This window comes from Pseudocolwellia sp. G5-9, assembly GCF_055808995.1.
On sequence record NZ_CM147893.1, the window covers coordinates 3,343,744 to 3,368,365 of the forward strand.

The 24,622-nt window shown below is 36.1% G+C and carries 21 protein-coding genes; 10 read left to right on the forward strand and 11 right to left on the reverse strand.

The features are described 5' to 3' along the window. Nucleotides 1–3: 3 nt before the first annotated feature. The 7 genes from AC0L5Q_RS14420 to AC0L5Q_RS14450 all read right to left on the reverse strand — a co-directional run bounded on the left by AC0L5Q_RS14420 (nucleotide 4) and on the right by AC0L5Q_RS14450 (nucleotide 9,591). On the reverse strand, nucleotides 4–1,092 hold the full coding sequence (locus AC0L5Q_RS14420; protein WP_473610121.1) for a PQQ-dependent sugar dehydrogenase: 1,089 nt from the start codon (nucleotides 1,090–1,092) through the stop codon (nucleotides 4–6). A gap of 323 nt (nucleotides 1,093–1,415) precedes the next feature. Beyond that, a complete protein-coding gene (locus AC0L5Q_RS14425) occupies nucleotides 1,416–2,951 on the reverse strand; it encodes a methyl-accepting chemotaxis protein (RefSeq protein WP_473610125.1) in 1,536 nt (511 codons plus the stop codon). A gap of 209 nt (nucleotides 2,952–3,160) precedes the next feature. Further along, nucleotides 3,161–3,781 (reverse strand): c-type cytochrome, encoded by a 621-nt coding sequence (locus tag AC0L5Q_RS14430; protein ID WP_473610127.1) that lies wholly within the window; start codon nucleotides 3,779–3,781, stop codon nucleotides 3,161–3,163. 130 nt (nucleotides 3,782–3,911) lie between these two features. Further along, complete coding sequence (locus AC0L5Q_RS14435) at nucleotides 3,912–5,165, reverse strand: hypothetical protein (RefSeq protein WP_473610131.1); 1,254 nt, start codon at nucleotides 5,163–5,165, stop codon at nucleotides 3,912–3,914. A 3-nt stretch (nucleotides 5,166–5,168) separates the two neighbouring features. Beyond that, nucleotides 5,169–7,502, reverse strand: coding sequence for a bifunctional diguanylate cyclase/phosphodiesterase (locus AC0L5Q_RS14440; protein WP_473610135.1), 2,334 nt, complete (start codon nucleotides 7,500–7,502; stop codon nucleotides 5,169–5,171). Between the two features lie 26 nt (nucleotides 7,503–7,528). Next, nucleotides 7,529–8,206 (reverse strand): cupredoxin domain-containing protein, encoded by a 678-nt coding sequence (locus AC0L5Q_RS14445; RefSeq protein ID WP_473610140.1) that lies wholly within the window; start codon nucleotides 8,204–8,206, stop codon nucleotides 7,529–7,531. A 149-nt stretch (nucleotides 8,207–8,355) separates the two neighbouring features. After that, nucleotides 8,356–9,591, reverse strand: a complete 1,236-nt coding sequence (locus tag AC0L5Q_RS14450) for a c-type cytochrome (protein ID WP_473610143.1) — start codon at nucleotides 9,589–9,591, stop codon at nucleotides 8,356–8,358. Between the two features lie 200 nt (nucleotides 9,592–9,791). Between AC0L5Q_RS14450 and yihA the strand changes: the two genes are divergently transcribed. After that, nucleotides 9,792–10,439 (forward strand): ribosome biogenesis GTP-binding protein YihA/YsxC, encoded by a 648-nt coding sequence (gene yihA / locus AC0L5Q_RS14455; protein WP_473610147.1) that lies wholly within the window; start codon nucleotides 9,792–9,794, stop codon nucleotides 10,437–10,439. 619 nt (nucleotides 10,440–11,058) lie between these two features. Then, nucleotides 11,059–11,607 (forward strand): hypothetical protein, encoded by a 549-nt coding sequence (locus AC0L5Q_RS14460; RefSeq protein ID WP_473610151.1) that lies wholly within the window; start codon nucleotides 11,059–11,061, stop codon nucleotides 11,605–11,607. A gap of 70 nt (nucleotides 11,608–11,677) precedes the next feature. Here the strand turns inward: AC0L5Q_RS14460 and AC0L5Q_RS14465 are convergent, their stop codons facing one another. Beyond that, nucleotides 11,678–12,346 (reverse strand): RloB family protein, encoded by a 669-nt coding sequence (locus AC0L5Q_RS14465; protein WP_473610154.1) that lies wholly within the window; start codon nucleotides 12,344–12,346, stop codon nucleotides 11,678–11,680. 1 nt (nucleotide 12,347) lies between these two features. Beyond that, nucleotides 12,348–13,658, reverse strand: coding sequence for an AAA family ATPase (locus AC0L5Q_RS14470; protein ID WP_473610158.1), 1,311 nt, complete (start codon nucleotides 13,656–13,658; stop codon nucleotides 12,348–12,350). A 192-nt stretch (nucleotides 13,659–13,850) separates the two neighbouring features. On the opposite strand from AC0L5Q_RS14470, the gene AC0L5Q_RS14475 reads away from it, so the two are divergent. The 4 genes from AC0L5Q_RS14475 (at nucleotide 13,851) to AC0L5Q_RS14490 (ending at nucleotide 17,693) form a co-directional block, all read left to right on the forward strand. Then, complete coding sequence (locus AC0L5Q_RS14475; protein ID WP_473610162.1) at nucleotides 13,851–14,282, forward strand: hypothetical protein; 432 nt, start codon at nucleotides 13,851–13,853, stop codon at nucleotides 14,280–14,282. 603 nt (nucleotides 14,283–14,885) lie between these two features. Then, on the forward strand, nucleotides 14,886–16,070 hold the full coding sequence (locus AC0L5Q_RS14480; protein WP_473610165.1) for a hypothetical protein: 1,185 nt from the start codon (nucleotides 14,886–14,888) through the stop codon (nucleotides 16,068–16,070). Further along, nucleotides 16,070–16,870 (forward strand): hypothetical protein, encoded by an 801-nt coding sequence (locus tag AC0L5Q_RS14485; RefSeq protein ID WP_473610170.1) that lies wholly within the window; start codon nucleotides 16,070–16,072, stop codon nucleotides 16,868–16,870. Before AC0L5Q_RS14480 ends, AC0L5Q_RS14485 begins: the two co-directional genes overlap by 1 nt. Beyond that, nucleotides 16,863–17,693 (forward strand): hypothetical protein, encoded by an 831-nt coding sequence (locus tag AC0L5Q_RS14490; RefSeq protein ID WP_473610173.1) that lies wholly within the window; start codon nucleotides 16,863–16,865, stop codon nucleotides 17,691–17,693. Before AC0L5Q_RS14485 ends, AC0L5Q_RS14490 begins: the two co-directional genes overlap by 8 nt. Before the next feature lie 429 nt (nucleotides 17,694–18,122). On the opposite strand, the gene AC0L5Q_RS14495 is transcribed toward AC0L5Q_RS14490, so the two are convergent. Beyond that, nucleotides 18,123–19,016 carry a helix-turn-helix domain-containing protein gene (locus AC0L5Q_RS14495; protein WP_473610176.1) on the reverse strand — a complete coding sequence of 298 codons (894 nt, stop codon included), beginning with the start codon at nucleotides 19,014–19,016 and terminating at the stop codon, nucleotides 18,123–18,125. A 135-nt stretch (nucleotides 19,017–19,151) separates the two neighbouring features. On the opposite strand from AC0L5Q_RS14495, the gene AC0L5Q_RS14500 reads away from it, so the two are divergent. The 3 genes from AC0L5Q_RS14500 (at nucleotide 19,152) to AC0L5Q_RS14510 (ending at nucleotide 23,427) form a co-directional block, all read left to right on the forward strand. Beyond that, complete coding sequence (locus AC0L5Q_RS14500) at nucleotides 19,152–21,230, forward strand: TonB-dependent receptor (RefSeq protein ID WP_473610182.1); 2,079 nt, start codon at nucleotides 19,152–19,154, stop codon at nucleotides 21,228–21,230. A gap of 5 nt (nucleotides 21,231–21,235) precedes the next feature. After that, nucleotides 21,236–22,378: a PepSY-associated TM helix domain-containing protein gene (locus tag AC0L5Q_RS14505; protein WP_473610186.1), complete on the forward strand. Its 1,143-nt coding sequence runs from the start codon at nucleotides 21,236–21,238 to the stop codon at nucleotides 22,376–22,378. A gap of 524 nt (nucleotides 22,379–22,902) precedes the next feature. After that, entirely contained in the window at nucleotides 22,903–23,427 is a 525-nt protein-coding gene (locus AC0L5Q_RS14510) for a hypothetical protein (RefSeq protein ID WP_473610189.1), read from the forward strand. A gap of 239 nt (nucleotides 23,428–23,666) precedes the next feature. On the opposite strand, the gene AC0L5Q_RS14515 is transcribed toward AC0L5Q_RS14510, so the two are convergent. Beyond that, nucleotides 23,667–23,792: a hypothetical protein gene (locus AC0L5Q_RS14515; RefSeq protein WP_473610192.1), complete on the reverse strand. Its 126-nt coding sequence runs from the start codon at nucleotides 23,790–23,792 to the stop codon at nucleotides 23,667–23,669. Nucleotides 23,793–24,165: 373 nt separating this feature from the next. Here AC0L5Q_RS14515 and AC0L5Q_RS14520 point away from each other — a divergent pair, with 373 nt between their 5' ends. Further along, entirely contained in the window at nucleotides 24,166–24,621 is a 456-nt protein-coding gene (locus AC0L5Q_RS14520; RefSeq protein WP_473610196.1) for a DUF2798 domain-containing protein, read from the forward strand. The last annotated feature ends 1 nt before the right edge of the window (nucleotide 24,622 follow it).

Genomic DNA, 24,622 nt, shown 5'->3' on the forward strand with positions numbered 1-24,622 from the left:
TTATTAAGGAACTAACTGATAAATATTACCGCTAGCATAATCTGCTGTATATATTTCACCTTTGGAATTTAGTGCGAAAGTTGAAAGGTTAATACCTGTGGCATCAAATAGTTTGATCGGAGTGGAAAAATCCGGAAATCTTGTCGCCCAAACACCACCTAAAATAAAATCAGCATATATATAATGGTTGTGTAATTCAGGTATCAATTTGCCTGTATATACATAGCCGCCAGTAATCGATAGACCATCTTTATGTGTGTAAGTTACTTTAGGTAAAGTTAAACCTTTTTGGTTACAATCTTTTTCGGGTTTAAAGCATTCATCACCTTCCATTGTATTCCAGCCAAGGTTTTGTCCTTTTTCAACAACAGAAATTTCTTCAATTTTACTTTGGCCTACATCAGCAACAATTAATGTGTCGCCAGCAAATGAAAAGCGCCAAGGGTTTCTTAAGCCATAAGCCCATATTTCTGGCCTAAAGTTAGCCGTTGCAATGAAGGGATTATCTGTAGGAACAGCATAAGGGACTTTGTCACTGGTATTAATATCAATACGTAACATATTGCCGAGTAAGGTTTTAGTATTTTGACCATGCCCTTTTGGATCTCCGCCTGCGCCACCATCACCCATGCCAATATATAAAAAATTATCAGGCCCAAAAGCTAGTTGTCCGCCATTATGGTTTTGATAGGGCTGTTTAATTTCTAAAATAATTTTTTCGTTAGATAAACTATAATTTTCAGCGTTTTTGTTTAAAGTAAATCGAGAAACTCGAGTTCTACGTTCACCTTCTTTTGGAAAGTAGTTAATAAATAAAAAATTATTTTTTGTGTGATCGGGATGAAATGCTAGGCCTAATAGCCCCATTTCAGTGTCACTTTTTACAGCGAACTCATGTACGGTATGTATTTTTTTAGTTAATAGATCCGTAAATATTAGTTTTCCTTTTTTTTCTGCTATTAATAATTCTATATTTGAATCAGGAAAAAATTTTACATCTGTAGGTTGCTCTATGCCTGTTATCACTTCTTTTAACTGTACTGCTTGGGTGTAAAAAGAGATAAATAAGACGATAAAAATACTGAGTTTCATTTTTATTTCTTTAACTGTATGTACGGTGATTTGATATTACAGATAAAAAAAACATAAATAAAATATATATTGTTAATGTTCAACAAAAATGGTTTTTCATCATATTAAATTACTTAACCTCAACTCGGGTTAATGAATGTTAGATAATGAATTAAAATTATTATTTATCAAAACCTTAACCTGTACCGTTGTTTTCCTAAGTTATATTAGTCTCTCAACATTGATATTTTTGTGTATAACAAGGCGAATTTAGCATAAAAATAGCTTGTTGAGTAACTTTGCTTATCCCGAGCTGAGGTTACTTATTATTAATTACATACAGCTTAGCGAAACGTGGAACTTAAGGCTTCTAAGGCGTTAGCATTTTCATTCACTTTAATACTGCTTTCGTTAACATTTTCTGCACTTTCTGTGTTTTGTTTTGAGATAATATCAATAGCATGGATGTTTTTATTAATTTCATTGGCTACAGCACTTTGTTCTTCAGCGGCGGTTGCTATTTGAGCGGTAATATTACTCACGTTATCAATCATAGATTTTATACTATTCATGCTTGATTTCGCTTCGTTCGTGTTTAACACACAGTTGTTGGCATCATCACGACTGACAAGCATTATATTACTCCATGAAGTTAATGTGCTTTGTAATTCAACTACTGAGTTACGAATATGCTCAGTGGCTGATTGGGTTCGACTAGCTAATGTTCTTACTTCGTCGGCAACAACAGCAAATCCTCTACCTTGCTCTCCTGCTCGCGCTGCTTCAATAGCTGCGTTAAGAGCAAGTAAATTAGTTTGATCGGCTATACCTTCAATTTCATCCATTATTTTGGCTATATTGGCAGCATCTTGAGTTAAACTTTGCGCATTCGATGCAGCGTTTTCGACTTCTTGTGAAAGCTTACTAATTTTTATTTCGCTTTCATCAATCGTATTTATTGATTTATCACACTGTTCAACAATATCTACCACTTTATCATGCGCTTCAGCAGTACTCTTACTTACTTCATTTATTGTGGTACTCATTTGTGTAATGGCTGTAGCTAATTGATCAAGTTGATTATTTTCTTCAAGTAAACCATTTAATGTTTGTTCTGATGACTGAGAAAGTCCTGAAGCTAAACCGGTTAATACGGTGCCAGAGTCATGGCTGCGACCTAAAATAGTCCTCACTTTGGCATGTTGTAAAAGAGATGGGTAATTTAATAATGCGCCAATACCTTTACCTGCGAATAATAAGCGTGAAGGGCTGTCGTATTTTTCTTTAATATTTTTAACATGTTTGGGTAATACGAGCATTTCCTCAGTAAAAATAGCGATAAACAAAATAAAGCTAATAAGCTGAATGACTGCAGCTGAAACACTGTAATTTATACCTATAAACACGGTACTGAGTGTAATAAGTATTAAAGCGATAAGGCGTTTTAACGGAATGTTTATAGAGAATTCAACCGATATTTTTTTGTTATTTAATTTGTCGTACAATTTAGTCGCTGCAATTTTCTGTGCTTGACTAGGGCAGGTGCGTACAGACTGATAACCAATAATTGTATCGTTTTCATATACAGGTGTAACGTAGGCGTCTACCCAGTAATAATCTTTTTTGTTTTTACAAAGGTTTTTTACCATGCCTCGCCATGAATCACCTCGCTTTAATTTCGCCCATAAGTCTTCAAAGGCTGCTTTCGGCATTTCAGGATGGCGGACTATATTGTGATGCTGACCAATAAGCTCTTTGGGCGAATATCCCGATATTTGAGAAAAGTTGTCATTAACGTAGGTAATATCACCCTTTAAGTTAGTCATAGAAATTAATTGTTCTGATGATGCAAAGGTGACTTCATTGCCGAGTCCATTCATAAAAAGGGATCCACGTTTTGTGATGTATAAGGTTATTTTCTTAATACATTAAAATTATAGGGTTATCGTATAATACTAGCAGTTTTAATGGGGGTAGTATAAAATTGGAAAAATTTTTTTAATAAAAACAGTATGGTTTTGTAAGATAAATTTTACTTATAAAAAAACCACTATAAATAGTGGTTTTAATGTTGGTTGTGTTAGCTGTTTTACTTTAAAGAAGCAATATATTGCGTTAGTGCTTCAATATCAGCGTCTTCAAGTTTCATAGCAATATTGCGCATCATTTTTGCTTTGTCGTTTGCGCGTGTACCCGTACGGAATTTTTCAAGCTGAGATTTAATGTAAGCTGCACTTTGTTGGCCAATAACAGGGAAACCTGCTTTATCCATACCTTGACCTGTAGCACCATGACAAGCAACACAAGCAGTAATTCCACGAGAGGCATCACCACCTAAATAGAGTTTTTTGCCCTTTTCATTGGTTGTATCTGAACCAACAGCCATTTTTTGTGAAGCAAAGTATGCACCTAAGTCTGCCATGTCTTGTTCTGATAGCGCCATTGTCATACCACCCATGATTGGATCTGCACGACCTTCTTTACCACCCGACGACATACCTAATTTAAAATCAGCAAGTTGTTTAGCGATATAAGCTGCACTTTGTCCTGCTAATTTAGGGTATATGGCAACTGCTCCATTACCGTCTACGCCATGACATGCTGCACACATAGCTGACTTGCCTTTACCTGCGTCAGCGTCGCCTTCAATAGCTGATGCCGTGTTAAGTGCACCTAGTCCTAATAATAGTGTCAAAAGTATTTTTTTCATAAATGACTCTCTGTTTAACGCTAATAATTAGCGTGTCATGGGTTAAGTAATTCGATTGGTATCGCTAGATGAACGCATTTTACACTAATTTAATGATTGTTAAATATATTACCTTGTATATTCAACAAAATTAATAAAAATAGCGAGCGGCAAAGGCAAGTTGTCTTTCGGTTAAATTTATTGGGTTGTTGGTATACATTCGCCCTGGGCGGTAGCTATCAATCCAGGTAAATTCAGTAGATAAAAACCAAGGTTTTGATAAGCGATAGGTGTAGTTTAAGGTAAATGCTTTACCGCGTTCGGTGTTGTTGTCGCCTATTGTTTTATCGTTATCTTTTATGTTGAATCGTTCTATACGTGAGGTGATTCTATGGGCTTTAATGCGTTTTGAAAGGGCAATATAACCATTAGTGTAATCGTTATTTACAACATCGGTTTTTAAAGGGCTTTGCATGAGTGTATCACCATGTAATAATTGACTCGTTAGTACAATGCCTTGTGGTAATAACCACGTTAAATCAACATGAGTAAAGCGAGTTTTCCACGCATATTGACCATTGTCTACAATATAAGGTTTGCCGTTGTTGTTGTAATAGCCTGCAGAAATAGCGCCTTTGTTATGGAATTTAATTTCAGCTCGAACATGTCCTCCAACTCTATCGTCTAATTCTAAAAAAGGATCTGAGCTTGAGGCTTGTTCGTATAAGTCGTAGCCTTGCATTCTTGCTTTAAAGTATGGGAGTTGTATTTTTTCCGAGTAAAGGGTTTGCCGATTACTGATGGTCCAGCCATGCCAAGAGAGCATGCTGCCTGCGGGGTCATTATTTACAAAAGCGCTTACGGTTAACGATAAATCGAATGGGTCTTTATTTATTCTTCCTAAACGGGTCAGGGTAATTTCGTTACCTAACACTCTAATTTCTTCACCTATCCATGTATTTAAGCTTGATGAGTTTAAGGTGTTTTTACTGGCCCATGCGTATGCATTGTTTTCGAGAGATATTTTAGGATAAAACACGCCTAGTTTTGATTGCCACCGATAACCAGAAGCATTAGGTAAACCTGAATATTTAATATAGCCTTCGGTTAAGCCTAGTTTAAATTTGCCATTGTTTTTATAGGCGTTAGCTACGGCATGAACACTTAAACCATTATCCCAGCTTAAGGCTATTTCGCCCCCCGCTTGTGCAAGAGAAAGGCTTTCTCCGTCATTTAATGCAAACTTTCCGTAACCACCTTGTGTATAACTGCTTGTTAAGGAATCGGTTGCTGTTGCTCTTAAGTCTAGTACCCCATGAAATGTACTTTCCATTTCATAAGCGCTTGCTTGGTTTAGTACCGCTAAGCTTAAGGTAAATAAAAGAGTAATAAAGTGTTGTTGCACGCGTTAGCCTTTTTCAACGCTCAATACGTCTTGTTTTTTCATCCAAGTAGTAAAGTCGTTTGTGGGTTTAGGTCTGCTAATAAAATAACCTTGTCCAAGTTCACAGCCTTGTTTTGCTAACCAGCGTAATGCGAAGTCGTCTTCAATTCCTTCTGATACTACAGATAGGCCCATGTTATGAGCTAATTCAATGGTTGATCTTACAATAATTCGGTCGTCTTCATCTTCATGCAAATGTTGCACAAAAGACTTATCTATTTTTAATTCGTGTACAGGTAGCTGTTTTAACTGAGCTAACGATGAATAGCCTGTGCCGTAATCGTCTATCGATATTTTTATGCCAGCGTCTTTAAAACGTTGTAGTAGCATAATGGCAGATTCAGGATTATCAACAACTGCGCTTTCGGTAACCTCTAAGGTAACTTTATTGGCAGGCACTTTATTTGCTGCAATGGTGTTGCAAATAAATTCGTAAAAATCAGACTCTTTTAAATTTTCAGCTGAAATATTAACAGCCACGTTAATATCTATACCGTCTTCTCGCCAAATGGCTGATTGGCTAAGTGCTGTAGCAACAACCCAACGGGTTAGGCTGTTAATTTGACCTGTTTGTTCGGCAATATGAATAAAATTGTCTGGCGGTATCATGCCTAAGGTGGGGTGATACCAACGTACAAGGGCTTCAGCATGAGTAACAATATTGGTTTTTAAATCAAGCTTGGGTTGGTAATGCAATTCTAGTTGGTTGTCAGAAATAGCGTGTTTGAGGTCGTTAATTAGGTTCAGGCGTTCAACGCTATTTACATCTAACGACTTATCGTAACATTGGTAATTTTTATTGTTTTTTCTGGCATTTTGTAAGGCCGTGTCAGCCATTTGTAGTAGTGTTTTATCTACGTTGCTGTGTTCAGGAAACGACGAAATACCAATACGTACTTGCAGTTGTAAGTTAATTCCACCGTAGTCGCAGTGAGCTTCTAATGCGGTGTTAATATTTTTAACGAGTTCAGCAATTGAATGTTTATCTTGTTTTTCAAAAAGTAAAATAAATTCGTCGCCACCAAGGTGACACAATAGGGTGAATTGCGAGAGCTTTTTTAGTCTGTCAGCGGTTCGCTGAATAAGCCAATCACCTACGTCATGCCCGAGGGTTTCGTTTACGTCTTTCAATCGACTTAAATTAAGATGAAATAGCTGAAAGCTGGTTTTGTCGTTAATTAATTGGTTTAACGTTTTAACTAAAATATTTCTGTTGGGTAATTCTGTTAAAGGGTCGTGATTAGCTCTGTGTGTAAGTTCTTGCTCACGCGTAAGTACGGCTTGTTGCATGAGGTTAAATTCGTCAGCAAGCTGTCCAAGTTCGCTACTGTCTTTTAATTCGATTTTTTGTTGATAATCACCACGGGCGATCATTTTAGCTTGTTTTACTAAACGTTTAATGGGCTTGGTAATAGAAGCGGCAATAATATAAGCACTTGTTAATGAAAGTAATAGGGTGATGAAAGTAAGAATTAAAAACTGCCACCATTGTTCTTGCAGTAATTTAACAATATCGGCTCTTAAACCGTACATAGCTAAACCAAATTGTTGATCGTCAAACTCAGTAATTAACTCACCAATGGCTATGTATTGCTCAGGGGTTTGTCCGTTAACAATGTTTTTAGCAAAGTTAATGTCGGCATCAGGATTTGATGAGGCAATAAGTAACCATTGATTATTTTGGTTAAGAATAAAATCAACTTCTAAACGCGTAATGTCTAAAAAATGAGTCGCTAATGTTTGATTAATTTCAAAACCAAAAGCTAACCAACCAATAGTGCTAGTGCCTACAGAAAGTGGCGATAAACTTAATTGATACAAGATACCGTCAAGCATATACAAGTGCGATTTTTCTTGGCTTTCTAACCAATCAGTATGTTTAAATTGGCTACCGAGTTCAGAACCTTTTTGAACTTTAGTTTTTGCATTATCTAGATGAGAAACTTGTAGTTGGGCAGTTATGTCGCCGTTTGCTGAAATAGCCATAGCAAGATCGGCATTAATACGCTTACGGTGGTTATTTAAAGCAAATAGCAGGCTGCGTGTATCGTCTTCAAATACGTCTTTTATACCGTAATCTTTTGCGGCAGTTTCAGCAAAGGCCGCTAAATAATCGCGACGACTATTAAACTGCTCTGTAAATATGGTTTTAGCCGTAGTAAGCCTATTATTAATTTCTTGTTGTTCTTGTGCATTATTACCTTTAATTAAGGTCCATAATGCAATCGACTGCACGAGTAACAGTAATAAAACAAAAAATAAAAATATTTTTGTTTGTAAGCTTTTCACATTAAGCATAATTGCTTATCCCTAATTCGGGTTGTTTAATAATCAGACAAAAAATCGAAGTCGTCTCCATTTTGTTGGCTAGGAATTTCATCCATAGGTTTTGATAACTGCATCGTTACCGCCATAGAACTATCTAAGTTAATCGTTTTAGTTATTCTATTGTTAACCTCTGTCATTTGTGGATGCCAAACTACCACTTTATATTGACCTGATTTATCAATAACAATTTCAGTATTACCGTTTTTATCTGATTTTGCGAAAAAAGGCGTGTCCACAATAAGCATATAACCACTCATCCAGTCATGAATGTTGCACCCCATGGATACTTCGCCCGCTTCGTTAAAGTCGTTTTTTATCACTTCTTGACCTGAACGAATTTTAACTGAAAACTTATTGTCACCAACGGGTGAATAGATATGGTGGGTAATATTGTCTTGGTTATTAAATTTAACTTTACTACCCAATTGCATAACACTGATGTAAGGAATAAAGGCTTTATTTGCTTGGCCTATTTCTAAAGTGTTAGTGTTTTTTAATGTGGCTTGATGGCCAATCGGCTCAACATATACCACCATGTTTTCTAATGGTTTTTGGTTAGTATCAACAATGTTAACCGTAAGAGTGTTGGTAGCATTAGCAAAAAAAGAAGGCGCACAAATAATAAAAAAGCTAATAAATAAGAATTTTATTTGAATAGGTAACTTATTAAACAACAGCTTATTCCTTGTGGTTAAATAATTAAAACAGGTAAAGCAAATTATAGTAACAATACGCAGATAAATAACAACAAAGATTAAATATATAAATTTTAGGCATAAAAAAACAGCATATAAAATGCTGTTTTTTTAAAGTGAGAGACGCTTTATTTTAATGTAGCAATAAACTGCGCTAACTCATTAATGTCTTTTTCAGATAAGCTCATTGCAATGTTACGCATCATTTTTGATTTGTCGTTTGCACGCTCGCCTGACTTAAATTTAGTTAATTGAGACGTAATATACTCAACACTTTGGTTTGCTAATGAAGGGAAACCAGCGTTAGCCATGCCTTTACCCGTAGCACCATGACAAGCAACACAAGCGGTAACTGATTGGTTTACGTGGTTAACTTTACCACCGTAATAAATTTTACTACCAAGTTCAGAGCCTTTACCGTTTCCAGCCAATGGTTTTTGTGCTGAAAAGTATGCTGCTAGTTCAACCATGTCTTGCTCAGAAAGAGGAGCAGCCATACCCGACATAACAGGATCTTTACGGTCACCATTTTTAAGCTCTGTTAATTGCTTAACAATATAACTTGCATGTTGGCCAGCTAACTTAGGATAAATCGCCACTGTAGCGTTACCACCTGTACCATGACACGCTGCACATACAGCCGCTTTCTTTTCACCTGCTAATACTTCTTCAGTAATTGCCGCAACAGTAACCTTTTTCGGTTTAATGTTAGCAACAGCCTTTGTATCAGCGAAGTAAGCGCCAATATCTAAAATTTCTTCGTCAGTCATTTGGCCAGCAAATTGATTCATCGGATAGTTAGAACGATTTTCATTTGCTTTAAAGTTATGTAATTGTTTTTGAATATACTCAGGATGTTGTTTAGCAAGATTAGGGTAAATAAGTACTTCACTGTTACCGTCTTTACCATGACAACCAATACAAGCACCAATGCTACGAGATGCATCACCTAATTCGTATAAACTTTTACCTGCTACAGCATCAGGTTCGTATTTAGCTACTGGAGCTGCGGCACTTGCGCCTGCGTCCCCACCTGCAGCACTCGCGTCAGCTGCTGTACGAGGTAAACTATTATAATATGCACCAATGTCAGCCATGTCTTGTTCAGACAAACCTGCAGCCATAGGCCCCATTACAGGATCGCTACGGTCAGTACTATTTTTTAACGCTTTAAGTTGTTTAACAATGTAGTCAGCATGCTGACCCGCAAGATTAGGGTATGCGTCACTCGCACTAATACCATTTGCACCATGACATCCAGCACATAAAGCAACCTTGCCTTTACCTGCTTCAGCATCACCAGAAGCAACGGCAACATTCATACCTGTAAAAATTATTAATAGTGAAAAAATAAAACGTTTCATTGAATAGATCTCTTCTTGCCTTAACTAAGCAACTTACCTAATTAAAAAAAAGTGTTTAAAAAAACTGGCAGTATTTTACACAAATAATTGCACCGTGTAATAAACATAGTAAAAATAAGGTGATATTTTATCTATTTTTTGAATATAAATGAAAAAAATAGATATAATGGCGATAATTATTACAGTATTTGGAAACTACCTTGTCATCATCAAGCATAAATTTACACAGAGCGACGTTTACACTTAGCGCGCCAGACATTCGTCGGTTGCCTGATGATACGGGGATAGAAGTCGCATTTGCTGGTCGATCTAATGCCGGAAAATCGAGCGCTTTGAACACCTTAACTAATCAAAAAAGCTTAGCTAGAACCAGTAAAACACCTGGAAGAACACAGTTAATTAACGTGTTTGAAATTGCAGAAAACAAACGTTTAATCGATTTACCTGGTTATGGTTTTGCGCAAGTGCCATTAGAAATGAAAAAGAAATGGCAAAAAGCACTAGGCGAATACCTAGAAAAACGCGAATGCCTAAAAGGATTAGTGATCTTAATGGATATTCGTCATCCGTTAAAAGACTTAGATAAAGATCTTATTCAATGGGCTGTAGATAGCGAATTACCTATTTTAGCTCTATTGACGAAGTGCGATAAATTATCTTTAGGGCAAAGCGCGACTGAAGTACTTAAAGTGAAAAAAATACTAAAAGAACATAATGCTGATATTACTGTTCAAGCATTTTCATCATTAAAACGCACTGGTTCAGAACAAGCGACTGCGGTTATTCAAGCATGGTTTGAAGGCGACCTTAATGAAGACCTAGCGCAAGACGAACTTATTAAAGATTAGTTTGAGCATAATTAAACAATAAGGAATCATTAAAAACCTTATTAACACCAAAGCCTTGCAATAATACTGCAGGGCTTTTTTATGTCTTGCTTAAAGCGGGAATGATAAAGATAATTTTTATACCTACTTGATATTAAATAGAAAAAACTAAATTTTAGGCAAAAAAAAGCCGATAACAATAAGTACCGGCAAAATAAGAATAAGTTATGGGGAAAACTTACAATTCAATAAACTGTTCGCTAAGAACCCTCGCATTATAGAGCATGTACTCTAGTAAAGTAAAGCTTTTACTCTAAATAAAGGAGGGATTTGTGGAAATATGATTTAATCAGAAGTATTCAAGCATAAGTTTAAATGACTTAAATAGTTAAAAAAGCAAATAAATACTATTTTTATATGCAGCCATCGAGAAATTCTTCTTTCTACAAGAAAGCGGGATTAGATCCGCCTTTTACACATCCATCAGTTGTGTCTATATTTTTAAGTCATTGATCTAATGATAACAATCACGTAATGTCGATGTTAATTATAAATTAAAGGGATTAATGGCCTTTGTAGAAAGGCGGATTACATCCTCATATTAAACTTTTAGGCTTTTGACCAATACAAGGAGTTAAAATTGGAATTTGATTACGCAAAAATACTATTTGTGGTCGTTACTACAGTTGTAACAGTAGCAATTACTTTTTACCTTAAAGATTTCCTTCAAAAGAAAAATGAATATAAAAAGTTAAAAAATAAGCTTGAAGCAGTGGCTGGGAGAAACGCTTATATTGTATATACAGGTGCTGGCAGTGGAGTAGGATCTAATTTATATAAAATAACAGATATTGATGAAGGTGGTATTACGTTAAAAAATTCATTGCAGACTATTTTCATCCCACCTTTATTGCTTTTAAATTCACCAATGGTTGTTCCTGATGAAAATTATGAAACTCTTAAAAAGGAACATCAAGCTCGGGAAGTTGAAGCTGTTGCTCAATCAATGTTTCAGCCTTTACTTGATAAAATGATTGAGGGAATTGAAACTGATCTTAGTGATGATGAAGGTGAGTTAAGTTCACGAATAGAAGTTAGAGTAACTCAGATTTTAGAATCTAAAGGTGTTTTGTCGCAAGTTTCAACAGCGGAATTAAATAGACTTAAGCAATTAGCAAAAAAAGCCTAATAAGAAAATCAACTAGGACTAAAAACAGTGGGCTGTTCGCTCCGCTCCATTTTAGCCTGTTATTTAGGCGTTAGCCGTTTTGCAAATTTTGGAGGTAATCCACTAACTCGTGAATATGAGTTGAAGGGTTATCAGTAAAATTATTTTCGACTTCAATTAAAGCTCGTAGTGCATTTTTCTTAGCAAATTCAAGTTGTTGTAGTAATGTACAAAATACTTTTTCATCTCCTTTAGAATATTCAGGCATTACTTTTTTTAATTCTTTTAATACTTCGTTAGAAATACTTGAGTTACCTGAGGCACTGAATGGTTTCGTTGTATATTGAAAGTGGAGTAATAACCAATATTCAAAACAAGGAATTGAAACAATATGAAAAAATAACCCCGCTGGTTTTTTTAATGCTATTTTAGCTTTCGTTTCTTCATAAGTTTCATGGGAATCTTTATCAAAAACACAGTAAATTCGATCATAGCCATCTCCCTTATCTTGTTCAGTCTTTGCTAACTTTTCAGCTCTTCTAAGAACACTTTTAGGGCTAGAGCCACATGAACCATCAATTTCAACATTTGCAGAATTTAGTTTGTAATAATTTACAAGCTCAGTGAAGTAATTTGGTTCTGTTTTTTCACCTTCACAAACGATAAGTACTTTGTCGTATGAAGAACGTCTAGAAGCTCTACGTTTTAGATCTCGAGTAGCTTTCGCTTTCCTTTTATGGTGCAAATCTTCCGACCCCATTTTACGCTCCTAATTTATTAATGTTCTTAATAAATGGTAAAGCGCCATATCTCCCTGAGAGATAGCTCACTTCTAAATTTTCACGTTCTTTCCTAGGGCTAAAATCAGTTAAAGGGTAAATAGAAGTTTCTTGATGTTTATTTTTTTCACAAAACCAGATTTGATCGCGTCTAAACACATCTTGATTTAGAATAGATGTTTCATGAGTTGTAAAGATCAATTGAGCATTTTTAGGGTTTGTTTTGGTGCTGTGAAAAAGGTTCACTAAATATTTAACCATCTTAGGATGCAAATTATCATGTAGTTCATCAACAATTAAAATATATCCGTTTTGAAGGATATCGATCCAAGGACCAGCAAAAGAAAAGAACTTTTGTGTACCATCAGATTCTTCTGAAAAGTCTAAAGGAACTCTCTTACCTGATTTTGTTTTATGTACTGTCTTAATATCAATTACTTCCTTTCCTTTCATCTCTCTTGAGATTTGTTCTTTTACAATATCTGGTAATTCATCAGGAAGAGATTTAGGATCAAACTTCTCAGATTCAATTTCGATATCATCAATATTAAAATCAGCAGACTGTAAAAAATCTAAAACTTGTTTTTTTGTTTCATCATTTTCACACAAAGATGCGGTATAACTAGGCCCCCAACCACTAACATTAGTTGGACGTAATTTTTCTTTAAACCAATTAAAAATAGGTTTAAGTTGCTCACTATTTAATTGAACAGCAGTGGATAAAAATAATGCATTAGAGCGGGTGGAATTCATCCACACACTTTTTGTACCTAACAAGTGCTCACTAAATTTATAATCATATTGACCATTTTTTGTATCAAAAACTCTAGAAAACCATCTCTGAGGTCTAGCTTTAGGATATGCAATTAGCCACTCTTCTAACACTTTATATTTTGTAGCCGAAAAACCATATTGGAACTTAATCCCTTCACTAATAAAAATGACTTCAAACTCAGAAGCTTCATTCATTGTTTCTTCGTCAAAAAGGTAAGGCGTGATTGGTAAAGAGTCTCCTTCTTGGATATTAGAAGAGGAGTTTCTAACAATAAACTCCATTTCCATTAATGCTCGGATTATGTTTGATTTGCCAGCAGCATTCGCACCATAAATAACAGCCGAACGAAGTAGATAAGTATTAGTGGCTTCTGGCAAAAAAGAGTTATCTTTTTCTAACTCATCACCTTTTGCTTTTACCATGCTAAATACTTGCCTCTCTTTAATAGAGCGATAGTTTTTAACTGTAAATTCAATTAGCATTTTTAGGGTATTCCATAGTAATATTTCTAAAGTCATGGTAGCACTAATTCGTAATAGCCTTCCAGTTTTATGTGTTTTTTTGACAATAAAATACAAAATATCGACTTAAAGCGGCTAACAAGTTGCTTAAACGGAGAAAAAACAGTTGGCTTTTGCTCGTCCTTCGCTAATTTTAGCTAACATATTATTTGCCTATTAACAAGGCGCTGGTTCGAGGTAATTGAGTATATGGAAGCACTCATTAAATTTTCTAAAAATATTAGATGTATATTTGAAAGTAAAAAAGATCAAATTGATCTTCCTTTTTTCTATAGTTTTCCGAAAAATTCATGTCAAAGTGCAACCTGTTTCCACGCAATACTTGTTCGAGAAAAATTCCAACATATGCAAGTGGTGCATGGTTATAATCGAGAAGGGGACGAAAATCATTATTGGTTAGAGGTGGAGGGCTTAGTTTTTGATATAACATGTGATCAATTTGAAACAATCTCTATTCCAATTTATGGTGTGAAAGCACACCCAATGGCAGCTTACTTCAACCATGTCAATCGATTTTCGGTAGTTAACTTTGTCGTAAATTATCTTGAAAATGTTGCGGATATTGAGTTGTTCTATAAAAGCAAAATAAACATTCTGAGCTGGCTTGAAACAAACGGATAACAAGTGACTTTAACTTAAAGTCTTAATGATCAATCTATTTTAGCAACAATTAAATACTATTTTTAGTGTCACAATAATTATTTTCAGCGTCTGCTTTAGATCTGGTGTTGGCATAAAATCATGGAAAAATCGACAGGCTGCTTTGAGCTCAGACTGTGTGAAAACTATTTTTAATTGGCGTAATTCAATAATATCAGAGAGAAAATACTCTGTAGATTAAATCCTGTTGTAAGTTTGGTGCCAAGTTACTTATTAATTTACGTAGCGTGACATAAAAAATTTACGCAGGGAGTTCTCACACAGCCTGAGCTTAAACTAGCCCCATAGGTATGTAGTGAATTTGGGTTAGAATTGTCCTTAATATCATCATGGTTTCACAAAAACTTAATGACCGCTTATGGCTAGTTGAAGAAGTATCTAATGATCACTAGCTTAATGTTAACAAAGATACGAAAGCGGACATTAGTATCGATAGTTTTTTGGTCTATTTGCCAGTGTTAAGAATACGTTGAATAATACGCATTAAATAGCCGTTGTAACTTTACATGAAATTAGTTTGATAATATCCTATCGGTAATGGAATCAACTTAAACGGAACTTAGTATGTCTTGGACAAAACTCAATAAAAATATTACCCCTCATTCACTGATGGCATTAGATGCCAACACCTGTAGAGATTATGGGGTAAAATTAGATCATAACTTTCCTTTTCAAAGAGTTAAATTTACCTGCCAAGCTTTGGCAATGCTCGCCCAGTTAAACGATTACGACCAACACATGGTGGTAAGGGATATAGAGCAAATTTGCGCACACCCTAATGCTAAAAATTCATTAAAACACAGCCGCAACCCGTTACGTCGGTTATGGCGTACTAAGTACCCTTTTCGTAATTATCATTATTTGATTCAATACGATTTAAAAGATAATCAAATTAATATTGGTGATATCCTTTTTGATGAGCAATTACAGGGGAGAAAAAGTACCTTTTCGGCCGAGCGTACCATGCTGTATGAAGTAACACGAGAAACCTTAGCTACTTATGATAAAGCTAAGGACAAAGCAGGAATAAGGGAACTACAAGGCGCTTGGACTAATGAACCTCAAGCAACCACGCAGGTGAAGACTGCCCATGCTGCTGTTAATGGTATGCTAAACGATGTAGTAAAAGCGGCATGGTTAATGGGTACCCATTTAGATACTGCCTACCAAGGTGATGGTATAAAAGCCTACACGCTCTTTCATAACCCAACTGATAATATGGCCCTAGATGCTGCTGAATGTGTGTTTGATAAACGCTTAGGGCGTAAATCACATAATGCCCAACATTTAGCGGCGGTATTGGCGCAAAATAACCAGCAAGGTAAAAAAGTGAAATGGGTTGCCCATAGCCAAGGGGCTATTATATTTTGTGCGGCGTTAGAGCATTACCGTATTAAATACGGTAAACCTTTAACCACTCAACAATTAGCTATACATGGCTCGGGCGCTAATCTTGACCGACTTAAACGCATGGCGAACGGTGCAGGTTTAACTATTAACAACATACGCAATAATCCTTTTGACCTAGTACCAAATATTACTAACGATATTTCATCAAGTAGCTTAGCTCGTTCAGTTAAATTTATGGGATTGACATTTGGCGACGAAGTAGGCGCTAGCCCACATACCTTACCCTTTTTAGGTCTTGAAACGTATGCAGACCAACTACAGTTGCTAGGCAATATATCAAAAGCAACCACGGTAAGAAAATTTATTAAAACGCTGCCTAAAGGTGACAGTAGAATATAATGAATATCTTCAAATTAATGAAAGCTTATTGGCGAGGTTTTGTCGGTGGGCCTGATTTTGATCGTGACGTTAACCATCGCTTTATTTTAGAAGACAAGCAACTAAGTATTAAAGTGCCTGATAGTAATGTAGTGGCTTCTCCTAGTGATATGAATATGATTTTTCCGCATTCTTCAAAAAGTTGGTTTGCTGAAAAAGCTAAAAAATATCGTCAACATTCTTATGTACATATGATGACCGAAAACTGGATGTACATGCCACCTATTACCATATTCCCTAGTAGCGAATATGGCATGTTAAGTTGTCAATTACGCATTAAACAAGTTAATCACATTAATGTTTTAGATAAAGCTGCATTATCGCATTATGTGACGCAATCTTATATTGATTATCATAATGCCCCCAAGGGCGAAAATACGAAAATTCGTACTAGGGTTGAAGAACGATTAAAGAAAAGCCCTTACACTTGGTCTCAAGATGAAATAGAAGCAGAAATTGCAATGGTCATTGATCTTCATGGTAACCAACCATTAGCACCAGCCATCATTAAAAGCTTTAATAAAACCGATTGGGTATTTTATAGTGAAGTCAGAAACAACAGCTACTATCACAATGACTTTTATTGTTTGCCCCTAGGTGAACATAGCTTTTTAGAAGTGGAATTTGCGCACCGCGTTGACCGGTCTGATAAATATAAAAAATGGAAAAAAGATGCCTTAGCAGCACAAGAGCGTATTATAGCCTCAGTTTATCTTGATGATTTACCGCAAGAACCTTCGATTGAGCATAGTATTGATTAAACTCATTAAAGCTTATTGGCGTGGTTTTGTCGGTGGCCCTGATTTTGATCGTGACGTTAACCATCGCTTTATTCTAGAAGATAAACAACTAACCATTAAAGTACCCGACAGTAATGTAGTTGCTGCACCTAGCCCTGTCGATGTTAGTTTTCCGCACTCTTCAATTGACTGGTTTACTAAACACGCTAAAAAATACCATCAACATTGCTATGTACATATGATGACTGAAAATTGGATGTACATGCCACCCATTGCCCTATTCCCTAGTAGCGAATATGGCATGTTAAGTTGTCAATTACGCATTAAACAAGTTAATCACATTAATGTTTTAGATAAAAAAGCATTATCGCATTATGTTACGCAATCTTATATTGATTATCATTACGGCCCGGATGGCACCAACACAGAACTTCGAAGAAGAGTGGTAGAAGAATCGAGTAGGATGGCAATGCCATATGAACCAGATGAATTAGAAGAAGAAGTTGCAGAATATATTAAGCTTCAGGGTCGACAGCCATTAGCACCTGCCATCATTAAAAACCTCAATCAAACGGATTGGGTATTTTATAGTGAAGTCAGAAACAACAGCTACTATCACAATGACTTTTATTGTTTGCCCTTAGGTGAGCATAGCTTTTTAGAAGTAGAGTTTGCACACCGCGTTGACCGGTCTGATAAATATAAAAAATGGAAGAAAGATGCCTTAGCAGCACAAGAGCGTATTATTTCCTCTGTTTATCTTGATGATTTACCGCAAGCGCCATCTATTGAGCATGGCTCGGTCTCTAAATTAGAGGCTAAAAGTGATCATCAAGGTTGTTGACTGAATATCAGGTATTATGATTGAAAAACAAAAAATTAATAAACTCTCATTGTCTTGCATAAATACTAAACAAGCCATTGCAAAAATACAGTAAAGGTCACACGCTCTACTGTAATAAATAAAATGGCTAACAGCCTCATCTTTATGAGTAGAAATCAATATTTAACGTTTTTGAACTGAAGTCTTATAAAACCTGCATGTTAATGCACGTGTATAGTGTTAGATGAATGATGTGGATGAAAATTATCTAAATAACCTAAACTTGGCTTAATAAATGTTCTTCTAGCCGCTATTTTTAGTCACTTCTGCGTTAAATTCACTTGCAATAGGCCAGCTATTGACGCGTAAATTTTCCTTGAATTAAGTAAAACTATCAAGCTAGAAGCAACCGAGTTTTTAGTGATTACTTTTCAATGAGTTAACTATATCTTAAACCGAACTCAGGTTAAATAATACGCGCCATTCTGTAGGAGATTTTCCATTTAAACGCCTGAAAGCTGCAGAAAATTTACTTGGATTTGAATAACCTACTGCCATGGATATTTCGGTAACCGTATAACCTTTACCTAGCAGCTCTTTTGCGACTTCCATTCTGCGCATGGTTAGATACTCAAAAGGAGCATAACCCGTTGCGGCACGAAAAGTACGAGTAAAGGTACGAACATCTAAGTTTACTTCTTTGGCAAGGTTTGCCACACGTAAATTAGAATCTAACTTATTATCAATGAATTCAAGTGAGCGCTTCAAACGATTTCCAGAAAGCGGACTTACCGGGCGAGACAGTACAACTTTTTTACGGTAATTAACTAATTGATTAAAGATGACTAACAAGCCTTGTTCAAAAAAGGCACTGGTTAAACCGTTCATTTCAGCGTCTCGCCAAAGCGCTGTCATCACTGAAGTAATGAGGGGGTTTCTATGAAATTCAGATGCTGCAGGCAATAAGTCATTAACAGCTATTTTTTCCCCAACAACTTTTTCAAAAAGGGGTAAATCCACCGCAATACCCAACATTGATATAGTTGAATAGTAACCTGTTGCCTTTGAATGAGGGAGCGCAATCAGGGCATCACCTGCACGTATAATCCCCTCAAGATTAGCTTCGTCTGAAAACCTACCCAATTTAGCAACACCGCCAGTGCATAGATTTAGCATTAAACGCGGAGATGCTTCAAAGTTACCTTCAAAGGCATCGAATTGCCCATGGGCGATTTGCAACATGCCATTTGGATCGCTCATAGATATAGAAGGCGTTACACCCAAATTAGTTAACCTAAGATTAAAATCTGCATGTTGTTGTTGCCAAGTTTTAATATTCTCCAAAATAGACTCCCAAATAATACGCTAATGGAGCTACAAGCCCTCAATTGGAGTGGCTGGTATAAGACTCAAACAATACAATAAATACGAATCATTCTCAATTAAAATTAGTCACGTCACTCGTGTAGGAAAATTAAAATGAAGTTATTAGTGTTTGTAAATGTTTGTTGTGTCGCGACCACAATGTGCGCCTCTTTCGCATATTCTCAAGAGAATATCGTTACTGACAAGCCACAAACAATCGAAAAGATCACCGTCACAGGTGAATTACTTGAACGTACATTATTTAAAACAGCAAATAGTGTAGAAATATTAGATGAGGAAATACTAAGGAATCGTGCGGGTTTAAACACTCTGCGCGACGTTTTAGATTCTGCCGCCAATATATCTGTGGTAACCGGAACAGGTAAAGGTCCAAGTGTTCGGGGAATTGACGGAACAGGCGCAGCCGAAAATGCTAATGCATTTTTTGCTGGCAGTCGTTCACGATTAAGTTGGCAAATTGATAATCGTCCCGCTAGTTATAGTGAGGTGGTTTTTGGTGATGTTGGAGTGTTTGACTTAGAGCGGATTGAAGTACTGCGAGGTTCACAAAGTACTTTAGTTGGTCGTAATGCCATTGCTGGTACCGTTATTGTTAAGACTAATGATCCGACTTTTAATAGTGAAGGGGCTGTGCAAGTAGCAACGGGTAATCATCAACAGAGCCGAAGATCTGCCATGATTAACGTGCCCCTTATCGAAGATCAAGTCGCATTGCGTTTGTCAGGTGATTTATACAAACGTACATCAGTAGTTAATTACACAGCTTATGAAGGAGTTAGTAATCCAGCTGAAACAGAAGCACTTACATTACGTGGAAAAGTGTTACTTACCCCTGATTTTGCACCGAAAAGTAAACTACTTTTAACACTATCGCATACTGATTATACCAGCCCGAATAGTGAAATTATTGTTCAGCCTTTTGCTGAACATGTATCAAACTTTCCAAATCAACCCGTGCATAACCCAAAAACTACGTCTGTAGCGGCTGATTTTGAAACTGCATTGTCTGATACCATGCGCTTAACCCTCAATACCTCTACTACCAAGTTTAAATTTAAGCGAATGGCTGTGCCAAACTCAAGCAATGCCACTATTGATACTACAGACATTATTATAGAACCGCGTATTTATTATACCGGTGATACTGGGTTTTCTATGGTTAGTGGTTTGTATTATTATCAGGCCGATCAAGATGAATATATTGAATATTGGGGTGGCCAAAACTTTGAAGATAAATCAAACACTTTCGCGGCGTACTCTGAAGGTTTAATGCCATTAAGTCATGATTTTGATTTATCTTTCGGTTTACGTTACGAGCGAGATCATCATCAACGTAATGGTGGTGATGCAACTGGCGAACTGGTTCAAATTTCTAGCGACGAAACCTATACCGCACTTTTACCTAAAATAGGTATTAATTGGCAACAAACTAAAACAACGAGCTGGGGAGCGCAGATATCTCGAGGTTACAACGCAGGTGGTGGCGGAATTACATTCACATTCCCAATTGTTAATTATGAATACGACGCTGAGTACGTATGGACATCTGAACTATACGGTCGCCAAGAATTACTAGATGGCAAACTGTCCTTAACTCAGAATATTTTTTATTCTAATTATAAAGATATGCAATTACCTTTCGACCTAACGCCTGATGACTCTCGTGATGAAGCCTTTGTAGTGCGTAACGCTGATCGCGTAAACACTAGCGGTATTGAGTTAGGCGCCACGTTAGAGATCACATCAGACTTAAATGCTTTTATCAATCTCGGCTTATTAAATACAAAAGTTAGTGAATATTCTGATTCGGGGATTGAAGGTAATCAATTATTAACAGCTCCAAGCGTTACTTCAAGCATAGGTTTAACGTGGACTCACAATAACTGGTCAACAAGCTTAGTAACTCGTTATACCAGCGGTTACTTTACTGATGTTAATAACCGACCTGATGGTAAAACAGATGCTTATATTATTGGGAATGCAAAAATTTCTTATGACTTCGAACATTTACGTATTTATGGATCTATCAATAATATTGGTAATGTTGAAAAAGCCGTTGCCCGTTATCCTGGTAGCGCACCTGAAGGAAGCACAGAAGATGACAGCGCCTTTGATAATGCAGTATTAGTACAACCAAGAACATTCCTAATTGGTCTTGAAGCGAGGTTTTAATACTCATGTCCAATAAAAAAGTTCTAGCATGGTTACATGGCTGGTTAGGTGTGATTTCAGGTTTTTTTGTCATCCTTGTGGCTGGCTCAGGTGCTATGCTCGCTTTTGTTGGCGATCTGTTTCTTGTGCAATACGGAGATGTACTCAAGGCAACACCCAGCACGCCTAATACTCCAATGGTTAATGTCTCCACGTTAATTGCATCAGCGGTTAAAGGCTATGAGGATAATTTTCAAACGGTAGGGGTACTAATGCCCCATAGCCGTGTTGAAGAAGTAGAAACTGCCATGGTGTTTGTTATGCCCACTGGATCACAAGCCAGCGAAGGCATACGCATGTTAAGCGTTGACCCTTGGAATGCTCAATACAAGGGCGACTTTCCTTTAAGTGGAGCGTTTGCGCATGAATTAATAGATTTTCATCATTCATTATTGTTGGGTAATCCAGGCATTATTTTTGTTTGTGTGCTCTCTATATTACTAATCTTCTTTGCGTTGACTGGATTGTATTTATGGTGGCCAAAACACAATAATATTTGGCGTAAAGCAACCACATTAAATTTTCATGATGGAATAAAAAAGACATGTTTTTCATTACATGCATGGTTTGGTGTTTGGAGTTCATTATTAGTTATATATTTTTGCCTGACAGGCCTAGCGTTAGCAAAACCTGACTGGTTTAGCCCTTTATTATCACCACCTAGTTACGCACCTCCCACTAGCGCGGGTTTTGCAAAACAATGTGGTAATAATATTACACCTAGTGATGCTGAAGCTGCGGGTAATAAATATTTTCCTAATAAAAAACTAGCCACTTTTTTTATGCCTAATACAGAAAATGGCCCTTATATGCTGACTTATAAGTCTAACGACGATGAAAACAAGCGTGATGGTGATGGACGGATTTACGTTCATGCATCATGCAGCGATTTAGTACATATAGAAAGAGCAGAGTTGTCAAAAGCATCGGTGAGAATAACAGGCATGCTATTGTCATTACATGGGGGATACACTTTTGGTAAACCTATTGGCAATATGCTTGTGCTATTAACAGGTCTTAGCCTTATTATTTTGGTAGTAACTGGTATGGTGAAATTTTTCACTCGTACTAAAAGTAGAAGACGAAAAATATTACCTACTTCTCAATAGTAAAGCTTTGTCGATATAGTGAGGTTAGTTAATTCGTATACTTAGTTGTGACTTATTGCCTATTAGGGAGTAATACCAAGTCCATTAAGTTTTTTCCCACTCAGCGAGAGTTAAAAGGCTTAGAGGCAAGGCATTAATTGAAGAGAGTGGTTACTCCCTTGTCAAAACCAATAACGCCGCATATAAGCCTTTTAAAGTCGCCCTTGGGAGCTCATTAGCAAACTTATAACGACACAAAATTAATGAAATATAGAATAACTATGTTTAAATAATTTTGCTTGTTCTAAGCTCGCTAATGTAGCTCTGAGTTGAGAACAAACTGAATGGAATTGGTATAAGTCAATTTCTAATATGGATAGAATAATAACTGCTAGAGAAGCATTTATTTAGCCGAGTTCAGGTTATTTACTTTAAAATAAAAACATTAAGAATAGACTATGGCTTAAATAGTCAATAATATCTCGGTGCTTATGTCTATAAGTAGCCCAATATGGAATCCATTTACCTTACTAATAAGGACATTTATGAAATATCTTTTATTAACTATTAGTCTATTCATGCTGAGCGCTTGCGGCGGAGGAGATTCTGACGAAAAAGCTCCCGATACCAACAATCTTCCAGGTGATACAAATAGCTTTACCTTACAAAATATCAGATTTGATGCAAAAGATTTTTATGAAGGGGAGCTGGTTACTGTTACAAAAGGTACTAACTTTGAAGTTCAGTGGGTATCGCCTTCTTCAGCATCCTACAGAATAGATTTATATTTATCGGCTAACGGCGCAGAACATTCTGACAATAATAAAATAGTCGGTCTTAAATGTGGTGGCGCTTCTCTTTCACTTTGTCCGAACGCTACGGGTGAAGTTCAATGTGGAATTGATGATAACAAGTTATCTTGCTCTATTGGGAGTGACTTTTTAGGCAGTGAGAACTTTCTGGAGCAAAATATATCAAGCCTAAAGTTTATTATAAAAGGTTGTGATGCCAATAGTAACTGTGATGTAAAAACGTTTGATTTGTTGGTACAAAATAAAACAGATGATTAAGAATACTGTTGTTAAATATAGTTGTTGAAAAGTGAAACCTAATAAGCAACAACTATGAGTGGCTAGGGTGTCTTTCATTACTTCAATTCGTTATGGCATTAGCATCAATACTTCTGATCCCTAACGATCTATTTCGTAAGGTTTGGCTAGAATTACTCGATGTACCTGTGCTAGGTGCTAAACCCGGAACTAGAGTTGCCAGCAATGTTTGTAATTCATGCTAGAACTTTTTCAACAATTCAACTATCTGTAAGCATAATACGTTCTATATTCCTTTCATGAATATTTTCATCATTTGTAAGTGTTTCTGCACTAACACTCTGCACAATAAGTCGAGTGAGTAAGCTCAATCGAGTTTTAATCATTATCAATCCGTTAGAAAGTTAAAGGGCCGGAGGAAATATATTGATACAAATAATAATGCGAATAATTATTATTTGTAATTATTTTTGTGTGTATTATCTTGGGTAAAAAGATAGAGTTTTTTATAGATTTAGTTTTTCTAATTAATCTATTTATCACCCCAGTGGTATTCCTGTAAGCCTTGTTAAATATGGGATGTAATTATTTTAAATAAATAGGATATTACGAATTAATAAATATTTTTTCCTCCTGTAATTTAAAGTCTTCATGTGCCACAAATTATACGAAGTTAAGAAAATCCGACAATAAACTAGTTGACAATATCTACCAATATAAATATAGTAGATTTTATCAACTAGTTTATCGGGTTTTGTTATGTCAATTAAATTAAAAAATGTACCTATTATGCTTTCCTTTATGTTGCTGATGGTTGGCACCATAACGGCTATTATGACACTCATTAATTTGCAGCCTTCTCAGAGTTTTTTAAATACTTGGGTTGACACTTTTACTTTTGCATTTCTCGTTATGTTACCGGTAGGCGGGGCTATATTTATAACGATCAGTAAGTGTATTAATCAATTTTTTTCTACATGGTCAAGTCTGCAAAAAAACCTATTACAAGGTATTTTAATGGCGGTAATTATGGAGTCTTTAATGGCTGTGGTTAGTATATTAAATAGCCATAGTTATGAGTCAATTACTGAGTTTTCCGGTTACTTTTTGAATACATTACTTTATGCGTTACCTGTAGGTTTAGCCTTATCTTGCTTTATGTCTTTGGTTGTAAAACCAAAACTTGAAAAGCATTTAACAAAAGTTTCAGCTTAAA

Excerpts from the sequence above, each read along its gene's own strand:
- AC0L5Q_RS14440 (WP_473610135.1), bottom strand. The coding sequence starts at position 7,502 with ATGCTTAATGTGAAAAGCTTACAAACAAAAATATTTTTATTTTTTGTT.
- AC0L5Q_RS14485 (WP_473610170.1), top strand. The coding sequence starts at position 16,070 with ATGAATATCTTCAAATTAATGAAAGCTTATTGGCGAGGTTTTGTCGGT.
- AC0L5Q_RS14520 (WP_473610196.1), top strand. The coding sequence starts at position 24,166 with ATGTCAATTAAATTAAAAAATGTACCTATTATGCTTTCCTTTATGTTG.
- AC0L5Q_RS14470 (WP_473610158.1), bottom strand. The coding sequence starts at position 13,658 with ATGACTTTAGAAATATTACTATGGAATACCCTAAAAATGCTAATTGAA.
- AC0L5Q_RS14420 (WP_473610121.1), bottom strand. The coding sequence starts at position 1,092 with ATGAAACTCAGTATTTTTATCGTCTTATTTATCTCTTTTTACACCCAA.
- AC0L5Q_RS14450 (WP_473610143.1), bottom strand. The coding sequence starts at position 9,591 with ATGAAACGTTTTATTTTTTCACTATTAATAATTTTTACAGGTATGAAT.
- AC0L5Q_RS14515 (WP_473610192.1), bottom strand. The coding sequence starts at position 23,792 with ATGATTAAAACTCGATTGAGCTTACTCACTCGACTTATTGTGCAGAGT.
- AC0L5Q_RS14475 (WP_473610162.1), top strand. The coding sequence starts at position 13,851 with ATGGAAGCACTCATTAAATTTTCTAAAAATATTAGATGTATATTTGAA.
- AC0L5Q_RS14465 (WP_473610154.1), bottom strand. The coding sequence starts at position 12,346 with ATGGGGTCGGAAGATTTGCACCATAAAAGGAAAGCGAAAGCTACTCGA.
- AC0L5Q_RS14430 (WP_473610127.1), bottom strand. The coding sequence starts at position 3,781 with ATGAAAAAAATACTTTTGACACTATTATTAGGACTAGGTGCACTTAAC.
- AC0L5Q_RS14425 (WP_473610125.1), bottom strand. The coding sequence starts at position 2,951 with ATGAATGGACTCGGCAATGAAGTCACCTTTGCATCATCAGAACAATTA.
- AC0L5Q_RS14510 (WP_473610189.1), top strand. The coding sequence starts at position 22,903 with ATGAAATATCTTTTATTAACTATTAGTCTATTCATGCTGAGCGCTTGC.
- AC0L5Q_RS14505 (WP_473610186.1), top strand. The coding sequence starts at position 21,236 with ATGTCCAATAAAAAAGTTCTAGCATGGTTACATGGCTGGTTAGGTGTG.
- AC0L5Q_RS14480 (WP_473610165.1), top strand. The coding sequence starts at position 14,886 with ATGTCTTGGACAAAACTCAATAAAAATATTACCCCTCATTCACTGATG.
- AC0L5Q_RS14500 (WP_473610182.1), top strand. The coding sequence starts at position 19,152 with ATGAAGTTATTAGTGTTTGTAAATGTTTGTTGTGTCGCGACCACAATG.